This window comes from Pseudomonas sp. D8002 (genome assembly GCF_013385695.1).
Lineage (GTDB): Bacteria > Pseudomonadota > Gammaproteobacteria > Pseudomonadales > Pseudomonadaceae > Aquipseudomonas.
This window is the reverse complement of the sequence record NZ_JACAPM010000006.1, coordinates 74,115-88,976: the sequence shown is the minus strand read 5'-3', so window position 1 is coordinate 88,976 and position 14,862 is coordinate 74,115. Positions and strand designations below refer to the sequence as shown.

Sequence of the window (14,862 nt, the reverse complement as noted above, 5' to 3'; positions counted from 1 at the left end):
TCAGTCACAGATATTTTGGCTGAACCACCGCTTTCGCGAGCAAGCCCGCTCCCACATTTTTGACCGAATTGTGCCCGGGAGAGCTACGCAACCCGCTCATCCCCGGGGCTGCGCTCGAAGTAGCGCTTGTACTCCCGGCTGAACTGCGACGTGCTCTGATACCCCACACTGTGGGCCGCCTGCGCCACGCCCATGCCTTCCACCAACAGCAACTGCTGTGCCTTGAGCAGCCGCAGACGCTTGAGGTACTGCACCGGCGACAACAGCGTGCAGCGCTTGAAGTGTTCGTGGAAGGTCGACGCGCTCATGTGCGCATAACCTGCCAATGTCTCGATATTCAGCGGCTCGGCGTAATGGGCATGCAGGTGATTCAACGAAGTCGCCACCCGCGAAAACTGCCCCTGCTGCTCCACCAGCGCCCGCAGCACATCCGCCTGTGGCCCGCGCAATGCGGTGAACAATAATTCCCGCACCCGCGCCGGGCCCATGATCCGGCTCTCCAGCGGATCGTGCAGGCACTGCAACAGGCGTTCGACACAGCCGCGCATGGCGTCGTCCAGCACCACCGAACTCATCGACTCCAACGTCTGCGCCGCCGGCGGTGGCCCGCTCTGGATCCCCATCGCCATCACCAACTCACCCAGCACCACCCGATCAATGCCCACCGTCACACCCAACAGCGGTGCATTCGGCATGGCAAAAGTCTCGCATTCGAACGGCACCGGCATCGCCTGGATCAGGTAATGCCCCGCGCCGTACTCCAGGGTACGCGGGCCCAGGTACGCGACCTTGCTGCCCTGGGCGACGATCATCAGGCTCGGTTCATAAATCTGCGGGCCCCGCGCCACATCGCAACTGGCACGCAATACCTGCACGCCCGGCAGGTTCGTGGGCGAGAACCCATCACGGGGTGTCAGGGGTTCGATCAAGGCAACCAACGCGGCATTGGCATCGACATGGCGGGTCAACAACATGGCAAAAACTTCGCGGAAAAGGGGATGACACCATCATCGCAGGTCTGGCGCCACAACGATCCAATCCAGGTGCACTCCCGGACGAATAGGCATGAGACTCGGAGCAATCGCCATGGCCGCACCCAGGCACGGCGCGGAGAATGCGCCACCTCACCTGTTACTGCACCTGCGAGGTTTCTCCATGTACACCGCCATCGGTTATGCCGCTCAATCGGCCACCACTCCCCTCGCCCCCATGTCCTTCGAACGCCGCAGCCCGCGCGCCGATGACGTGGCGATCGAAATTCTCTACTGCGGCGTCTGCCACTCCGACATCCACCAGGCACGCAACGAATGGGGCATTGCCGTGTACCCGCTGATGCCGGGCCACGAGATCGTCGGTAAAGTCACCGCCGTCGGCGCCAGCGTCACCGCGCACAAAGTCGGCGACCTGGTGGGTGTTGGCTGCATGGTCGACTCCTGCCGTCACTGCGACGCCTGCCACGCGGACCTCGAGCAATACTGCCTCGAAGGCCCGACCATGACCTACGCCACGCCAGACCGGGTCGATGGCAGCAACACCATGGGCGGCTACTCCGACAGCATCGTGGTCAGCGAGCACTTCGTGGTGAAGATCCCGGCCAAGCTCGACCTGGCCAGCGCCGCGCCGATCCTCTGCGCCGGCATCACCACTTACTCGCCGCTCAAGCACTACGGCGTGAATGCTGGCGACAAGGTTGGCGTTCTGGGCATGGGCGGTTTGGGCCATATGGGCATCAAGTTCGCCAAGGCCATGGGCGCGGAAGTGACGCTGTTCACCCGCTCCGCGAGCAAGGCTGAAGAAGGCCGTCGCCAGGGCGCCGACCACGTGATCGTGTCCACCGACGAAGCCCAGATGAAAGCCGCTGCCGGGCATTTCGACTTCCTGCTGGACACCATCCCGGTGCAGCACGACTTGAATCCCTACCTCGACGTACTGCGCTTTGACGGCGTGCACATCCTGGTAGGTTTGATCGAGCCGGTCGACCCGCCCGTCAACGCTGCCAAGCTGGTGCTGGGCCGCAAGGTGCTGGCCGGTTCGTTGATCGGTGGGATTGCCGAAACCCAGGAAGTCCTGGATTTCTGCGCCGAGCACGGCATCACCTGCGACATCGAGATGCTCGACATCCGCCAGATCAACGAAGCCTACACCCGCATGATTGCCGGTGATGTGAAGTACCGCTTCGTGATCGACATGGCGACCCTCAAGGCCTGACCAAGATCGTTCCCACGCTCTGCGTGGGAACGCATGCTGTGACGCTCTGCGTCACCGTTGCGCAGGGCTCAAGTGCTGGACGCGGAGCGTCCGAAGCGGCATTCCCACGCGGAGCATGGGAACGATCACGGCCTGATCAGACCTTCGCGCCCAACTCCGCTGACAGCCGTGCTGCGACCTGTTTGATCACAGGGATCAGCTCGGCCATTTTCTCCAGCGGCATGTAGGGCACGGTACTGGCGATGCTGATGCCGGCGACGATTCGCCGGCTGGCATCGCGCACCGGTGCCGCGACACAACGGATCGACGGTTCGTTGTCTTCCAGATCGAATGCATAACCGCCCGCCACGTATTCCTGCATGCGCTGTTCAAACTGCGCCCAGGATTGCTCGGGGTGCTGCGGCCACTGCAGATTCTTCCCGCCCGTCGGCAAGCTGACCTGATACAGGCGCTGCCACTCTTCCACGCTGTCATCCAGCAACAACGCCTTGCCGATCCCGGTGCGCGCCAGCGGCATGCGATGGCCGACGCGCGAGCGCATTTCCGGGCCGTTGCGGCCAGGGTTCTTGTGCAGGTACAGCACGTCGTCGTATTCGCGAATAGCCAGGTGGATGGTATCGCCGGTCAACGCCGACAACTCGTCCAGATACGGCACTGCCAGGCTGACCAAAGGCAGTTCTTCACGGGCCTGGAAACCCAGCTCGATCAATTTGGGGCCCAGCAGATAACCGACTTGCGGCACTACGCGCAGGTAGCGTTCTTCCACCAGGCAACTGGCCAGGCGGTGAGTGGTGCTGCGGGTGGTGCCGATGCGCTTGGCGATTTCCTTCAGATCCCGCGCACCGGCCGCCACTGCCTGCACCACGCCCAGGCCACGAAGCAGGGTTTGAGTGCCGGTGGGCGCGGCTTCTTTGACGGGAGTTTGGGCGTTTTCCTGCATATCGGGCCTATTGGGAAGTACGAAAACGGCGAGCATTATGGCAAATGCGGACCAGCAAAACAGAGGAGATCAAAATGTGGGAGCGGGCTTGCTCGCGAATGCGGTTTTCCAGTTAATGCATACGCTGACTGACACACCGTTTTCGCGAGCAAGCCCGCTCCCACATTGGTCGTGTGGCGCCCTTTTTATCGTTGTTTCATCCTGTCGATAATCACCGCCAGCAACAGGATCGAGCCGCGAATCACGTATTGGTAGAAGGTGTCGATGTTCTTCAGGTTCATCGCGTTCTCGATGATCGCCAGAATCAGCACCCCGGCAATCACATGCCGGATCATCCCGATTCCGCCGCTCAGCGACACCCCGCCCAGCACGCACGCCGAGATCACCGTCAGCTCGAACCCCTGGCCAATCATCGGTTGCCCCGAGGTCATCCGCGACGCCAGGATCACCCCGGCCAACGCGCCGATCACGCCGTGCACGGCAAAGATGATGATCTTGGTGCGATCGACATTCACCCCGGCCAACAGCGCCGCTTCCTGGTTGCCACCGATGGCCATGGTGTTGCGCCCGTAGGTGGTGTAGTTCAGCAACCAGCCAAAAAACACAAAGCACAGCACGGTGATGACGATTGGCACCGGCACGCCAAACAGCTGGCCGTTACCAAAGACGAAGAAGTTTTCGTCCATCACGCCGACCGCCTTGCCGTTGGAAAAGATATACGCCAGCCCACGCACGATCTGCATCGTCGCCAGCGTCGTGATCAACGCGTTGATCCGCAGCTTGGCGATCACGATGCCGTTGATCAGTCCCACCACCAGGCCCATGGCCAACGCCGCCGACACGCCGAAGAACACGCTGTCGGTGTCGCGAATCACGATCCCCGCCACCACGCCCGAACAGGCGATCACCGAACCCACCGACAAGTCGAAGTGCCCCGACGCCAGGCAAAACAGCATGGTGCAGGCCGCAATCCCCACAGTGGAAATCGCCAGCCCCAGGCCACGCATGTTCAGCGGCGAGAGGAAGTTGTCGATGAAGATGGCGCTGAGCACAAAGATGCTCAAGGCCGCCAGCAGCATGACCCAATCATCGAGAAACTTGCGCTGGTTGAACCCCGGCCAGAAGCTTCTTGCAGTTTTTACCTGTGACATACCCACCTCGTATTCTTCAGTCCCGCGTACGCGGAAGAGCCAGTTGCAGCAGCCGTGCTTCGTCCGCTTGATCGCGGGTCAATTCGCCGGTCAGGGCGCCTTCGCTCATCACCAGGATGCGGTCGGAGATGCCCATCACTTCCATCAGGTCGCTGGACACCACGATCACCGCGATGCCACTGGCCGCCAGGTTGTGAATGATCTGGTAGATCTCCGACTTGGCACCGATATCGATGCCGCGGGTCGGCTCGTCCAGCAGCAACACTTTCATCGGCATCGACAACCAGCGGCCGAGAATCGCCTTCTGCTGGTTACCGCCCGACAGGAACAGAATCGGCTGGTCCGCCGACGGCGTGCGCACGTTCAGCGCGCTGATCTGCCGCTGGGCGTTGGTGCGTTCCCAGCCGCCCTGGATCAGCCAGCCGAAGCGCGCATGGTCGCGCCGCGCACTGATATTGATGTTCTCCGCAACACTCGCGCGGGGCACGATGCCTTCCTTCTTGCGGTCCTCGGGGCAGAGCAACACCCCCGCCGCAATCGCATCCCGTGGTGTCTTGAACGTCTGCGCCTGGCCATGCAGCACCAGGGTCCCCTGGGTGCTGCGGGACAGCCCGGCGAGCAGGCGCAACAACTCTGTGCGCCCGGCCCCCACCAGGCCGAACAGCCCGAGAATCTCGCCCTTGTTCACCTGCAGGCTCACCGGTTCCTGCAACCCCGGCCCGAGCAAACCTTCGACTCGCAGCGCTTCACCGCAGTGCTCGCGCGGCCTGTAGTCGTAGATATCCTGGATATCGCGCCCGACCATGCAGTTGACCAACTGGTCGACGTTCAACTGCGTCATGTCCTCGAACGTGCGCACGAAGCGCCCGTCCTTGAACACCGTCACCGCGTCGCAAATGCGGAACACCTCCTCCATGCGGTGCGACACGTAGAGGATCACCCGGCCTTCATCCCGCAGCCGGGCGATGATCACCATCAGCCGCTCGATCTCACGGGCCGAGAGGCTGCTGGTGGGTTCGTCGAACGCAATCACATGGGCGTTGCGCGACATGGCCTTGGCGATTTCCACCAGTTGCCGCTGGCCGAGGGACAGGCTGCCCAGGCGCATGTTCGGATCGATTTCATCCGCCAGGCCCTTGAGCAGTTCCCGTGCCTTGCGCACCATCGCCCCGCGATTGACCACGCCAAAGCGCGACGGCATATGCCCCAGCAGCAGGTTCTCGGCGACGGTCATTTCCGGCACCAGTTGCAGCTCCTGGTGAATCACTGCGATGCCGCTGGCGATGCTGTCGGCCGCCGACTTGAAACTCACGCTGCGTTCGCCCAACTGCAAGCTGCCGCTGTTGGGCGGATAAAAACCGCCGAGGATTTTCAGCAAGGTCGACTTGCCCGCGCCGTTCTCGCCCATCAGCGCATGCACCGAATGGGGCCGCGCTTCGAAGCTGATCTGCGCCAGGGCCTTCACCCCGGGAAACTCCTTGCCGATGCCGTTGAAGCGCAGGCTCTCTGCAGCGGCGCTGTTCATTTCCACAGACCGATCTTGCTCAACTCTTCCTTGAAGTTGGCGCGGGTGATCAGGGTCACGTTATCCAGTGCGGTGAACTTGGCAGGCTCAGTGCCTTTGGTCACCCACTCGAACATCGAGGTCGCGGTTTTATAGCCGGACGCATCGGGGCTGAGCAGCATCGAGCCGTAGAAACCGGTGTCGGATTTCTTCAGTTCTTCGATGGCGTCGGTGCCGTTGATGCCCACGCCAATCACGTTCGTGGCCTTGAAGCCGGCGCTTTCGGTGGCGCGTACGCCGCCCAGTACGGTGCTGTCGTTCATGCCGCCAATCAGCAGGTTTTTCGCGCCGCTGGGCAGTTTCACCAGGGCCGAGTTGGTGGAGTCCATGGCGCCCGGCACGTCGAGGGTTTTCTGCGCGGTGAACAGGATATGGTCAACCGGCAGGCCGGCGGCCTTGAGGCCTTCTACCGACCCGTCGGTGCGCTTCTTGCCGGTTTCCAGCTCGTCGAAGGTATTGATGACGGCGTAGGTGTCCTTCCAGTCCCAGTTGCGATGCTTGGCTTCGGTGGCCATGGCTTCGCCTTGTTTCTGGCCGATCTTGTAGGCGTCCAGGCCGACGTAAGGCACGTCTTCCATGGGCTTGCCCTTGGCGTCGACGAAGCGGTCGTCTACCGCCAGCACTTTGAGGTTATTCAGCTTGGCCTTGGCCATGATCGCAGGGCCCAGGGACACGTCCGGCGGGCAGATCACGAAACCCTTGGCGCCGTTGGCGGCCAGGGTATCGATGGCGGACAGGGTTTTCTCGCCGTCGGGCACGGCGATCTTGATCACGGTGAAACCATGGTCCTTGCCGGCTTTTTCAGCGAAGGCCCATTCGGTCTGGAACCAGGGCTCTTCCGCCTGCTTGACCAGGAAGCCGATCTTTACTTCTTCGGCAGAGGCCAGGCCGCTGAGCGCCATCGTGAGGGCAAGGGTGCCTAGTGTTTTCTTGAGCATGAACCACCTCTTCTTGTTATTTGGAAAAGTTTTAATCGTGGTACATCACCGACCGCCCACCATCGATCATCAGGCAGGTGGCATTGATAAAGGGCGCCTCATCGGTCGCAAGAAACAGTGCCGTCATCGCCACTTCAATCGGCTGGCCGATGCGCTTGGGCGGGTGCAGGTCGAAGGCACGCTGGCGCTCGGCGTGCGGGTCGGCAAAGCCGTTCCAGTAATCGACGTTGAGTTGGGTTTCGATATAGCCCGGCGCGATGGCATTTACGCGGATGCCCTTGGGCGCGTATTCGATGCCCAGTGCGCGGGTCAGCCCCAGCAGGCCGTGCTTGGCCACCGGGTACGGGAAGCAACCGGGAATGATGTGGCTGGAATGGGTGGAGGCGATATTGATGATGTTGCCGATGCCCTGCTCGATCATGTGCGGTAACACGGTGCGGCAGCCGTACCAGGCGCCGTCGAGGTCGATGGCGAAGCAGCGGCGCCAGTCTTCGTCGGTCATTTCCAGCGGGTCGCGGAACACGTTGACGCCGGCGCAATTGACCAGCACATCGACGCGGCCAAAGCGTTCGATAGCTACGTCCACCAGGGCGCGCCATTGATCCTTGGAAGTGATGTCGACAGGTTGTGCGTAGATCTCGGCGCCGTGTTCGCGCCAGTGGGCGGCGACCTGCTCGACCTTCTCGCCCTGGATATCACCGATCACCAGGCGCGCCTGCTGAGCCTGGAAGCAGGCGACGATAGCCTCGCCAATGCCTTGGGCGGCACCGGTGATGACCACGACTTTGTTCTTCAGTCGCTCGCCGTAAGTCGGCTCGGGCACCGGAGGTAACGACAACGGTTGTGCCTGCATCGCTTCACCTGTTTTGTTTTTGGTAGTGAGTGCTGATGCGCAAGACTATAAACCCAGAAACCGGAACATCTCAATATATAAATTATCATCCCATATAGTGAGCAAATATATAAAAAAACCGGCTTTAAAAGCCGGTCCTTTATGCACACTTAACCCTGTGCGAAATCCCTGAGGGCGTCGCCTTCCATGCGGTAGCGTACCCACTCTTCCTGGGGCTGGGCACCGATGGATTTGTAGAACGCGATGGCCGGCTCGTTCCAGTCCAGCACGCTCCACTCGAAACGCCCGCAGCCGTTGTCACAGGCGATTTTCGCCAGGTGGCGCAGCAACTTCTTGCCCGCCCCGCCACCGCGTTGCTCGGGGTTGATGTACAGGTCTTCGAGGTACAGGCAGTTGCTGCCCAGCCACGTGGAATAGCTGAAAAAGAACACCGCAAAGCCGATCGGCAAACCGTCGCGCAGGCAGATCAGGCCGTGGGCGGTGGCACCTTCACTGAACAGGCTGCGCTCGATGTCCACCACGCTGGCGATCACTTCGTGCCGGGCTTTTTCATAGTCGGCAAGCTCGGTGATGAAGGTCAGGATCTGCGCAGCATCGCTGGGCACGGCGGGGCGAATCTCGATGGTCATGGGCAGGCCTTGTCAGGGAAATAAAGCACACATACTAAGGCGCTTTAATGACCGATTGCAGTGCAATTTGATTCGCGGCTAACCTGCAGGCCATCGATCTTTGAGAATCCCCATGCCCTTCACGCCCTTGACCGACCTTGCCGCGACGTTATTGCCTCACGCCCTTGAGCCTTCGGAAGACGGCGCCCACGACCTGTCCCACTTGCAACGGGTGTGGCACAACGTGCGGTCGATCCAGGCAGAGGAAGGTGGCGATCTGGAGGTGCTGCTGGCGGCGGTGCTGCTCCATGACTGCGTCGCGGTGGAGAAGAATTCGCCGTTGCGTTCCAAGGCCTCAACATTGGCGGCGGACAAGGCCGGGCAGATTTTGCAGGGGTTGGCGTGGCAGCCCGAGACGATTGCAGCGGTGACCCACGCCATCGAGACCCACAGCTTTTCGGCGGGCCTGACGCCGGTGACGCTTGAAGCAAAGATTATGCAGGATGCCGACCGTTTGGACTCCCTCGGCATGATCGGCGTGGCCCGCACATTTTACATCGCCGGGCGCATGGGCAGCGGGCTGTATGACCCGGCTGACCCAACGGCGCAGCATCGCGAGTACGACGACAAGCGCTTTTGCCTCGATCATTTCCAGACCAAGCTGCTGCATCTGGCGAGCGGATTTCAGACGCCGACGGGGCAACGCATGGCCCTGGCGCGCCATGAACGGCTGAAGGGATTCATGGATCTGTTCATCGAAGAAATCGGCACACCATACTCCGCTGCGGGCTAACGCAAGCGCCGCGAACCACAGAACAATCCCACGTGCCGTGCATGGTAAAAAGTTGGGCATAAATCCAACAGACGCAAGGCTCTTCCATGCACGCCTCACCTGCGGTTGGCGGAAAACTGTTCGCCCTCTTCTGCCTCGCCAGCTACCTGCTTTCCCTGTCCTATGGCTCGACATTCTTGCTGTCGCTGCTGATCCATTCGCGCGGCGGCAACGAACACGACGCCGGCAGCGTGATCTCCATGGCGATGCTCAGCACCTTTGTGGCGGTGCTGGTTTCCGGGCATCTGGCCGACCTGCTGGGGGCTGCCAGGTCGATCGCCCTGCTCGGCGTATTGCTGGTGGTGGCGTGCCTGGGCTTTGCGCTGGCGCCGGGGTTCGGCGAGGGCTTGATGTTCTTTGGCTTGTCGTTGGGATTGGGCTGGGGCGTGTTCTACACGTTGGGGCCGATCATCGTCGCGATGCTGGTGGAACCGGCGCAACGGGCCAAGTATTTTGCCCTGCTGTCGGGCAGCATGATGACCGGAATCGGCTCCGGGCCACTGCTGGGGCGGGCGGCAAGTGCCCTGGATTTTTCGCTGACGGCGGCCTTTCATATAGCAGCGCTGGCGAGCTTGGTAGGTGTGCTGATTTTCTGGCGACTGGGTCGCGCGCTGAGTCAACACACCGCGCCGGTGGCGAAGATTTCCTGGTCGGCCACGCGCCAGGTGCTGTCATCGAAAGCGGTGTTCGCGATCATCATGGTGGGCCTCGGCGGTTGCGTGTTTGGCGGGCTGTCGAGTTTCCAGACCAGCTACGCAACGCTGCACGGGCTGGACTATTCGCTGTTCTTCCTGGGCTTCATGAGTGCGGCGATTACCAGCCGCCTGCTGATCGCCGGCATCGTGGTCAAGCGTGATCCGTATTGGGCGGCGTGTGTGTTGTCGGGGTTGATGCTGGTGTCGATTTTCCTGTTCGGGTTCAGGGTCAGCGGCAACTACAGCTACCTGCTGGCGGCCGTCACCCTGGGCGTCGGTTACGGCCTGACGTATTCGGTGATCAATGGTTTGGCTGCGAACGAGGCACCCGCTGGCACCACCTCCCAGGCGTTGCTGTTGTTCAGCCTGGCGTACTTTATCGGGGTGTTCGGTTTCCCGCTGCTGGCGGGCAAGGTCATCGTCGAATACGGCATGCCGACCCTGTTGATGAGCGTACTGGCGGTGGCGCTGCTCAATTGGCTGATCACGGTGGCGCGGTTGATCTGGCGCCGAATCTCGTCACACAAAATCTTACAAGCGACCTAAGACCGTTCGTCGGTATCGAGGCACGAATCACAAACGGGGGCGGACCAATATCAGGTAAGGACATTAATCATATGGAGACACCATCATGACGACTTCCAAATTTGCCGCCCTCGCCCTCACCGGTTTGCTGTCTGCTGTTTCGCTGAGCAGCTTTGCCGCCTCAACCTCCACCGGCCCGACGAATCCCATCGGCAGCCCGGAAAATCCTGCCACCCAAAAGTCCCAGGACTCCATGGGCACCGGCAGCAAAGCGATTGATGGCGGTTCCACCGTGGACCCGAGCGGCACTGACCCACGCGTCCAGGGCAATGACCAAAATCGCCAGGGCTTGGGCACTGATGTTGAAAACGGAAAAATGGGCACCGGTACCGGCAAGAGCGTCACGCCGGGTGGCGACGACTCCAATGTTCCCGGCGCGCCAAAACAGCCACACCCTTAAGCAAGTATCAGTCAGACGAACACCCAACCATTTCCCAGTGAAGAGGTATGCATGAACGTCGATCACAACCTTGAAAAAGAAGTCCTCACCCGTCTGCTCCACGCTCATCCCAGTGGGTTGGGCAAGGAAGTGCTGGACAACTACCGAGGTGAAAAAGTAGTGGCCAGCGCCTTGGCCACCTTGCAGGACCGCGGGTGGATCAAGGAAGGCCATGTGACCTGCAACGATGCCGGGGAACACGCGCTGAACCTGCCGATCAAGCTCACCGCGTCCGGCGTGGAAGCGGCTCGCAAGCTGGAAAGCGAAGCGGGCCAGTAACGCACTTTGTCTGGCCTGGCCCTCGTATCTTGTATGAGGGCCAGAAGGAGTATCGCAATGCCTCGTGGAAGCAAAGCCAAATACACCACCGAACAGAAGCGCAAGGCCGCCCATATCGAAGCGAGTTATGAGCACCAGGGCTTGTCGAAAGAAGAAGCCGAGGCGCGGGCCTGGGCCACCGTCAACAAGCAGTCTGGCGGCGGCGAAAAGGCCGGAGGTTCAGGCCAGCGCAAGGCGCCGGCGAAGAAGTCCCAGGACCGGCATGAGTCGGCCAAGCGGGCTGTGGCCAGTCGTGAAGGGCATTCGCGTAACAGCCGGGTTTCGCTGAGTACACAGACCAAGGAAAGCTTGCTGAAGGAAGCGCGCGCCAAGGACATTCCCGGGCGCTCGACCATGCGCAAGGATGAGTTGATTGAGGCGCTGAAAAAGGCCGGTTAAAGCGGATCAAAATGTGGGAGCGGGCTTGCTCGCGAAAGCGGTGTATCAGTGCCAGATTCATTGGCTGAGCCACCGCATTCGCGAGCAAGCCCGCTCCCACATTTTTGGTCGGGTTTTCACCCAAGGAATCAGCGGTGGGCGGCCACCAGTAGCATCATTGGGCGTTCAAGCTCTTCTGCCAGTGCGGGACGGGCTTTCAGGTCCGCTTCGCTCGGGCCCCACTCGTCGACATGAGTCAGGGTAAACCCCGCCTGGATCAACAGCGTCAGCAACGTGCCCACGGTGCGATGTTGCTTGATCACACCCTCCGCCAGCCAGTTTGTCACCCGTGGTCCTTGCAACTGGTAGCTGTCCACCGGCCAGCTCTTGCGCCCTTGCTCATCAATCAGCCAGCCCGGTTGCCGGGGTGCCATGAAGATCGGGTGTTCGATGGAAAACACCAACCACCCACCCGGGACCAGCGCTTGATGGATGCGCGCGAACAGGCCTTTCAGATCGACGATGTAATGAAACGCCAATGAGCTGTAGGCCAAGTCGAAAGCGGCATCCGGAAGGTCGAGTTTTTCCAGGTCGGCGATGCCATAGGTGATGGCCGACGACGAAGTCATCTCCTTTGCCCGCGCCAGCATTTTTTGCGAGACATCCAGCCCCAGCACCTGCTCGGCGCCCTGCTCCCGGGCCCAGCGACTGAACCAGCCGTAGCCGCAACCCAGGTCCACCACTTTCAATCCCGACATGGGCGGCAGCATGGATTGCAACGCCGGCCACTCCGGCGCGCCGGCGAGGCCTTCTACCGAGCGGCCCATTTTGCTGTAGCCCTCGAAGAAAACCTCGGTGTCGTAGATGTTCTGAGTCATGACGCTGCTCCGTGCTGAATGGCGACTATTCTGCCGAATCAGCCCTCGCTCAACAACGCATCCACTTCAGCCGTGCCCGGTGACGTGGCCGGCCCCCAGCGCGTGACCGCCAAGGCCGCCGCCGCGTTCGCGCGACGTGCCGCGACAGCTGGCGCCAAACCATTGGCCAGGCCAGCGATAAACACCCCGGCGTGAGCATCGCCGGCACCGTTGCTGTCCACCGCCTTGACCTTGAATCCCGGCACATGCTCGGCCTGGCCATTACGGCTGATCCAGCAGCCATTCGGCCCATCGCGCACCACCAGCAAGGTGTCGGCGGGCAAGTGCTCGTTGAGCTTGAGCAATGCCCCCGCCAGATCGCTCGCGCCGGTAAAGGCCAGCGCTTCCGGACCGTTGCTGGTCCAGATATCGATACGCGGCAACAGGGCGACCATCAAGGCCGAGTCCGGTGCCTTCACCAGCGGGCCCGGATCGAACACCACCGTGATCTGGCGCGGCAATGCCAACAGCCAATCGAGCAACGCCTGGGCCTTGCCTTCCAGCAGCAGGCTGTAGCCGCTGACGTACACGTAGTCGTCGTCGCGTGGTACCGCATTGGCCAGGTCTTGCGCCAGCAAGTCACCCTCAGCGCCGATATGGGAAATGAAGGTACGCTCGGTGGTGGCTTCGGTCAGGGACACACACAGGCCGGTGTCCTTGTCGTCGCTGGCGGCCAAGGCCATTTCAATGCCCTCGGCCTGCATCGCCGCGCGCGCCAGGTCGCCGAAGCGGCCGGTGCCATGGCGGCCCAGGTAGACCACCGGCAAGCCATTGCGTCGGGCCGCGGCCATCACGTTGAAGCCACCGCCGGCTTCGAAGCTGGCGGAGTTGGCCAATACATCGCCACCGGTGGCAGGCAATGTGTCGAGGGACATGACCAGGTCGACGATGACCTGGCCGCTGTGCAGCAATCTAGACATTAGCGCTCTCTACCAAAGCCGGACGACGATCAGCCGCGCCACCCAGTACCGCATAAATCCCGCCGGCCACCAGGAAGGTGACGATCCAGCCCAGGCCGTTGTGGCCCAGCCACGAATCGGACAGCGGCCCGGCGAACCAGATGTTCTCGGCCGTGGTGCCGATGGTGGTGAAGCTGAAACCCAGCACAATCGCAATCGCCCAGGCGCCGAACGCACGCCATTCAACTCCGCCACGGTACCAGTAGGCGCTGCTTGGCGTTACGTCCAGCAGGTCTTTGGGGCTGTAGTAGTGGCGATGAATCAGGTCGACGACAAAGATCCCGACCCAGGCGGTGATCGGTACCGCCAGCAACGAGATGAAGGTGATGAACGGGCCGTAGAAGCTGTCGGCGATCAGCATGAAGTAGATCGAACCGGCGAAGATCGCAACGATGTCGACGATCACCGCGTGCACGCGCTTGACCTTCAAACCGAGGGTCAAGGTGGTGAGCCCCGCCGAGTACACCGACAGGTTATTCGACAGCAACAGCCCGCCAAACGCGGTGATCAGGTACGGCACCGCCATCCAGGTCGGCAGCATGTCGCGGATCGCGATGATCGGGTCAGTGGCCGACGCCAGGTCATTGTTGCCCACCGACAGCAAGCCGCCGAGGGTGATCAACAGCACCAGCGGAATCCCCGCACCGAATGCCGCGGAGGCCACCAGGCGCACGGCCTTGACGCTGCGGTGCTGGTAGCGCGACATGTCGGCACCGGCGTTGGCCCAGCCGATACCGGTACCGGCGGCCATGGTGCCGACGCCGATGATCATCGCGCTCAACGGCGCAGGCGTGGCGTTGAATACCGCGCTCCAGTCGATGGTGGCGCAGAGGAAACCGCCCACCAGGATATTCAGTGCGCCGAACACGTAGGTGGCCCACTTCTGGATCACCAGCAAGGTGGCATGGCCCAGGCCCGACACGGCGAGGGTCAGCAGCACGAAGATGCCGATGAACAGCAGGGTCAGTACCGGAGCGCTTTTGGCGGCAACCGGCGAATTGAACAGGATCGAGCACAACGACAACAGCACGAACGCAGCCGTAGTGGTGTTGACGGTTTCCCAGCCGAGGCGCGACATCAGCGACACCAGCGTCGGGCCGATATTGCCGCGTACGCCAAAGATCGCCCGGGACAGGGTCAGGCTCGGTGCACGGCCACGACGGCCGGCGATGGAGATGATGCCCACCACCGCAAACGAGCCGGCGGCGCCGAGGATCGCCACGATGATCGCCTGCCAGATCGCCAGGCCGCGAAACGCTACGAGGGTCGCGCCCAGGGGCAAGCCGAGGATGCTGATGTTGGCCGCAAACCAGACCCAGAACAGTTGCAGCGGATGGCCGTTGCACTCGCCTTCCGGGACCGGCTCGATGCCGCGTGTTTCCAATTGCCCGGCGCTTTGGCCGGAAGAGGACGTACTCATGGTGGGTGCTCCTGATGCCTGTTTTTTTGTGGTTGTGGCAGGTTGGCAAGTTGAATC

16 protein-coding genes are annotated in these 14,862 nt (G+C 61.7%); 6 read left to right on the top strand and 10 right to left on the bottom strand.

The window, feature by feature from the left end:
- Positions 1–83: 83 nt before the first annotated feature.
- Positions 84–974: an AraC family transcriptional regulator gene (locus HX807_RS03735; RefSeq protein WP_177049278.1), complete on the bottom strand. Its 891-nt coding sequence runs from the start codon at positions 972–974 to the stop codon at positions 84–86.
- A 181-nt stretch (positions 975–1,155) separates the two neighbouring features.
- On the opposite strand from HX807_RS03735, the gene HX807_RS03730 reads away from it, so the two are divergent.
- Entirely contained in the window at positions 1,156–2,208 is a 1,053-nt protein-coding gene (locus tag HX807_RS03730; protein WP_177049364.1) for an NAD(P)-dependent alcohol dehydrogenase, read from the top strand.
- A gap of 136 nt (positions 2,209–2,344) precedes the next feature.
- On the opposite strand, the gene HX807_RS03725 is transcribed toward HX807_RS03730, so the two are convergent.
- The 6 genes from HX807_RS03725 to HX807_RS03700 all read right to left on the bottom strand — a co-directional run bounded on the left by HX807_RS03725 (position 2,345) and on the right by HX807_RS03700 (position 8,283).
- On the bottom strand, positions 2,345–3,148 hold the full coding sequence (locus HX807_RS03725) for an IclR family transcriptional regulator (protein ID WP_177049276.1): 804 nt from the start codon (positions 3,146–3,148) through the stop codon (positions 2,345–2,347).
- 185 nt (positions 3,149–3,333) lie between these two features.
- Complete coding sequence (araH, locus tag HX807_RS03720; protein WP_004371231.1) at positions 3,334–4,299, bottom strand: L-arabinose ABC transporter permease AraH; 966 nt, start codon at positions 4,297–4,299, stop codon at positions 3,334–3,336.
- 16 nt (positions 4,300–4,315) lie between these two features.
- Positions 4,316–5,824: an L-arabinose ABC transporter ATP-binding protein AraG gene (gene araG / locus HX807_RS03715; RefSeq protein ID WP_004371233.1), complete on the bottom strand. Its 1,509-nt coding sequence runs from the start codon at positions 5,822–5,824 to the stop codon at positions 4,316–4,318.
- The gene (locus HX807_RS03710) at positions 5,821–6,801 is read right to left on the bottom strand and encodes a substrate-binding domain-containing protein (RefSeq protein ID WP_008434927.1); all 981 of its coding nucleotides are present in this window, start codon (positions 6,799–6,801) and stop codon (positions 5,821–5,823) included. The genes araG and HX807_RS03710 overlap by 4 nt, the downstream gene beginning before the upstream one ends.
- Before the next feature lie 31 nt (positions 6,802–6,832).
- A complete protein-coding gene (locus HX807_RS03705) occupies positions 6,833–7,654 on the bottom strand; it encodes an SDR family oxidoreductase (RefSeq protein ID WP_004371237.1) in 822 nt (273 codons plus the stop codon).
- Between the two features lie 149 nt (positions 7,655–7,803).
- On the bottom strand, positions 7,804–8,283 hold the full coding sequence (locus HX807_RS03700) for a GNAT family N-acetyltransferase (protein WP_004371239.1): 480 nt from the start codon (positions 8,281–8,283) through the stop codon (positions 7,804–7,806).
- Between the two features lie 112 nt (positions 8,284–8,395).
- Between HX807_RS03700 and HX807_RS03695 the strand changes: the two genes are divergently transcribed.
- The 5 genes from HX807_RS03695 to HX807_RS03675 all read left to right on the top strand — a co-directional run bounded on the left by HX807_RS03695 (position 8,396) and on the right by HX807_RS03675 (position 11,530).
- The gene (locus HX807_RS03695) at positions 8,396–9,055 is read left to right on the top strand and encodes an HD domain-containing protein (RefSeq protein ID WP_177027701.1); all 660 of its coding nucleotides are present in this window, start codon (positions 8,396–8,398) and stop codon (positions 9,053–9,055) included.
- Between the two features lie 86 nt (positions 9,056–9,141).
- Positions 9,142–10,335, top strand: a complete 1,194-nt coding sequence (locus tag HX807_RS03690) for an MFS transporter (protein ID WP_087692765.1) — start codon at positions 9,142–9,144, stop codon at positions 10,333–10,335.
- A gap of 85 nt (positions 10,336–10,420) precedes the next feature.
- Positions 10,421–10,774, top strand: a complete 354-nt coding sequence (locus tag HX807_RS03685; RefSeq protein WP_102604805.1) for a hypothetical protein — start codon at positions 10,421–10,423, stop codon at positions 10,772–10,774.
- A 51-nt stretch (positions 10,775–10,825) separates the two neighbouring features.
- Entirely contained in the window at positions 10,826–11,092 is a 267-nt protein-coding gene (locus tag HX807_RS03680) for a hypothetical protein (protein ID WP_017475797.1), read from the top strand.
- 57 nt (positions 11,093–11,149) lie between these two features.
- Entirely contained in the window at positions 11,150–11,530 is a 381-nt protein-coding gene (locus HX807_RS03675) for a Rho termination factor N-terminal domain-containing protein (protein ID WP_177049275.1), read from the top strand.
- A 128-nt stretch (positions 11,531–11,658) separates the two neighbouring features.
- On the opposite strand, the gene HX807_RS03670 is transcribed toward HX807_RS03675, so the two are convergent.
- The 3 genes from HX807_RS03670 to HX807_RS03660 are packed head-to-tail and all read right to left on the bottom strand — an operon-like array spanning position 11,659 to position 14,805.
- Entirely contained in the window at positions 11,659–12,387 is a 729-nt protein-coding gene (locus HX807_RS03670) for a bifunctional 2-polyprenyl-6-hydroxyphenol methylase/3-demethylubiquinol 3-O-methyltransferase UbiG (RefSeq protein ID WP_177049273.1), read from the bottom strand.
- A 38-nt stretch (positions 12,388–12,425) separates the two neighbouring features.
- On the bottom strand, positions 12,426–13,346 hold the full coding sequence (locus tag HX807_RS03665) for a PfkB family carbohydrate kinase (RefSeq protein WP_023659250.1): 921 nt from the start codon (positions 13,344–13,346) through the stop codon (positions 12,426–12,428).
- A complete protein-coding gene (locus tag HX807_RS03660; RefSeq protein ID WP_008434943.1) occupies positions 13,339–14,805 on the bottom strand; it encodes a cytosine permease in 1,467 nt (488 codons plus the stop codon). Before HX807_RS03660 ends, HX807_RS03665 begins: the two co-directional genes overlap by 8 nt.
- Positions 14,806–14,862 lie beyond the last annotated feature (57 nt).

Excerpts from the sequence above, each read along its gene's own strand:
- HX807_RS03685 (WP_102604805.1), top strand. The coding sequence starts at position 10,421 with ATGACGACTTCCAAATTTGCCGCCCTCGCCCTCACCGGTTTGCTGTCT.
- HX807_RS03710 (WP_008434927.1), bottom strand. The coding sequence starts at position 6,801 with ATGCTCAAGAAAACACTAGGCACCCTTGCCCTCACGATGGCGCTCAGC.
- HX807_RS03705 (WP_004371237.1), bottom strand. The coding sequence starts at position 7,654 with ATGCAGGCACAACCGTTGTCGTTACCTCCGGTGCCCGAGCCGACTTAC.
- HX807_RS03670 (WP_177049273.1), bottom strand. The coding sequence starts at position 12,387 with ATGACTCAGAACATCTACGACACCGAGGTTTTCTTCGAGGGCTACAGC.
- HX807_RS03675 (WP_177049275.1), top strand. The coding sequence starts at position 11,150 with ATGCCTCGTGGAAGCAAAGCCAAATACACCACCGAACAGAAGCGCAAG.
- HX807_RS03695 (WP_177027701.1), top strand. The coding sequence starts at position 8,396 with ATGCCCTTCACGCCCTTGACCGACCTTGCCGCGACGTTATTGCCTCAC.
- HX807_RS03700 (WP_004371239.1), bottom strand. The coding sequence starts at position 8,283 with ATGACCATCGAGATTCGCCCCGCCGTGCCCAGCGATGCTGCGCAGATC.
- HX807_RS03735 (WP_177049278.1), bottom strand. The coding sequence starts at position 974 with ATGTTGTTGACCCGCCATGTCGATGCCAATGCCGCGTTGGTTGCCTTG.
- araH (WP_004371231.1), bottom strand. The coding sequence starts at position 4,299 with ATGTCACAGGTAAAAACTGCAAGAAGCTTCTGGCCGGGGTTCAACCAG.
- HX807_RS03680 (WP_017475797.1), top strand. The coding sequence starts at position 10,826 with ATGAACGTCGATCACAACCTTGAAAAAGAAGTCCTCACCCGTCTGCTC.
- HX807_RS03690 (WP_087692765.1), top strand. The coding sequence starts at position 9,142 with ATGCACGCCTCACCTGCGGTTGGCGGAAAACTGTTCGCCCTCTTCTGC.
- HX807_RS03725 (WP_177049276.1), bottom strand. The coding sequence starts at position 3,148 with ATGCAGGAAAACGCCCAAACTCCCGTCAAAGAAGCCGCGCCCACCGGC.
- HX807_RS03665 (WP_023659250.1), bottom strand. The coding sequence starts at position 13,346 with ATGTCTAGATTGCTGCACAGCGGCCAGGTCATCGTCGACCTGGTCATG.
- HX807_RS03730 (WP_177049364.1), top strand. The coding sequence starts at position 1,156 with ATGTACACCGCCATCGGTTATGCCGCTCAATCGGCCACCACTCCCCTC.
- araG (WP_004371233.1), bottom strand. The coding sequence starts at position 5,824 with ATGAACAGCGCCGCTGCAGAGAGCCTGCGCTTCAACGGCATCGGCAAG.
- HX807_RS03660 (WP_008434943.1), bottom strand. The coding sequence starts at position 14,805 with ATGAGTACGTCCTCTTCCGGCCAAAGCGCCGGGCAATTGGAAACACGC.